The organism is Aurantimonas sp. C2-5-R2 (assembly GCF_036549495.1).
Lineage (GTDB): Bacteria > Pseudomonadota > Alphaproteobacteria > Rhizobiales > Rhizobiaceae > Aurantimonas > Aurantimonas coralicida_A.
This window is the reverse complement of the sequence record NZ_JAZHLJ010000229.1, coordinates 1-1,295: the sequence shown is the minus strand read 5'-3', so window position 1 is coordinate 1,295 and position 1,295 is coordinate 1. Positions and strand designations below refer to the sequence as shown.

At 66.3% G+C, this 1,295-nt stretch carries 1 protein-coding gene; it reads right to left on the bottom strand.

Going from position 1 to position 1,295, the window contains the following annotated elements; all coding sequences use genetic code 11:
* Positions 1-1,295 (bottom strand): ABC transporter ATP-binding protein (locus VQ044_RS25170; RefSeq protein WP_331827895.1); only part of this gene is annotated, 1,295 nt, incomplete at both ends.

Here is a 1,295-nt window from a genome sequence, read left to right as displayed (position 1 = left end):
ACTGCTTCGATCAGCCGACGGGTATAGGGATGCCGGGGGTTGGAGAAAATCTGATCGCGAGTCCCGGTCTCGACGATCTGGCCGAGATACATGACCGCGACACGGTCGGAGATGTTCTCGACCACTGCCATGTCATGGGAAATGAACAGATACGCGATGCCGAAGTCGGCCTGCAATTCGCGCAGAAGTTCGAGCACACGCGCCTGCACCGAGACGTCGAGTGCGGAGACGCTTTCGTCGGCGACGATCAGCTTCGGCCGCAGCGCCAGCGCTCGGGCAATGCAGATGCGTTGGCGCTGGCCACCTGAGAACTCGTGCGCATAGCGGCTCATCTGATCCGGCGACAGGCCGACGCGTTCGAACAAGCCGGCGACTCGCTCGCGGCGTTCTGCGCCCGTCGCGATGCCGTGGATCACCATCGGCTCCGCCACAAGGTCGCCCACGGTCATGCGCGGATCGAGCGAAGCGAAGGGATCCTGGAAGATCATCTGGATATCGCGACGCATCGCCTTGGCGTCCTGGCGGGCGAGACCTGCCATATTGCGTCCGCCGACGACGATGTCGCCGCCGTAGGGCACCAGTCCGGCCAGGGCCTTGGCAGTAGTCGACTTGCCGCAGCCCGATTCGCCGACCAGCGACAGCGTCTCGCCCGCGCCGACCTCGAAGGAAACGCCCTCCACCGCGTGAACCCGGCGGTCGACCCGACCGAGAAAGCCCCCGTGAAGGTCAAAATGGACAGTGAGATCGCGCACTGAGACCACCGAAGGCGTTGCGGCGTTGCTTGTGGGTCGCGTCACGACACGCCCGGCCCCGCCGCCGATCCGGGGAACCGCTGCCAGCAATTCCTTCGTATAGGCGGCCTGTGGATCGGCGAAGATCGCCTCCGCCGCGCCCGCTTCCACCATACGGCCCTCGCGCAGAACAATGACGCGGTCCGCCATTTCGGCGACCACTCCCATGTCGTGGGTGATCAGGATGATCGCCGTGCCAAGGTCGCGTTGGAGCTGGCGCAGCAGCTCGAGCACCTCGCCCTGCACGGTGACGTCGAGCGCGGTCGTCGGCTCGTCGGCGATGAGCACGTCGGGCCGCAGTGCCAGCGCCATGGCGATCATCACGCGTTGCCGCATGCCGCCCGACAACTCGTGCGGATGCTGGGTCATGCGGCTGGCTGCTTCCGTGATGCGTACCGCCGTCAGCGCTTCGATCGCCCGGCGCCGCGCCTGCACGCGCGAGACCCGTTCATGCGCCTCGATCGCCTCGACCAGTTGCCGGCCGATGGTCAGCACCGGGTTGAG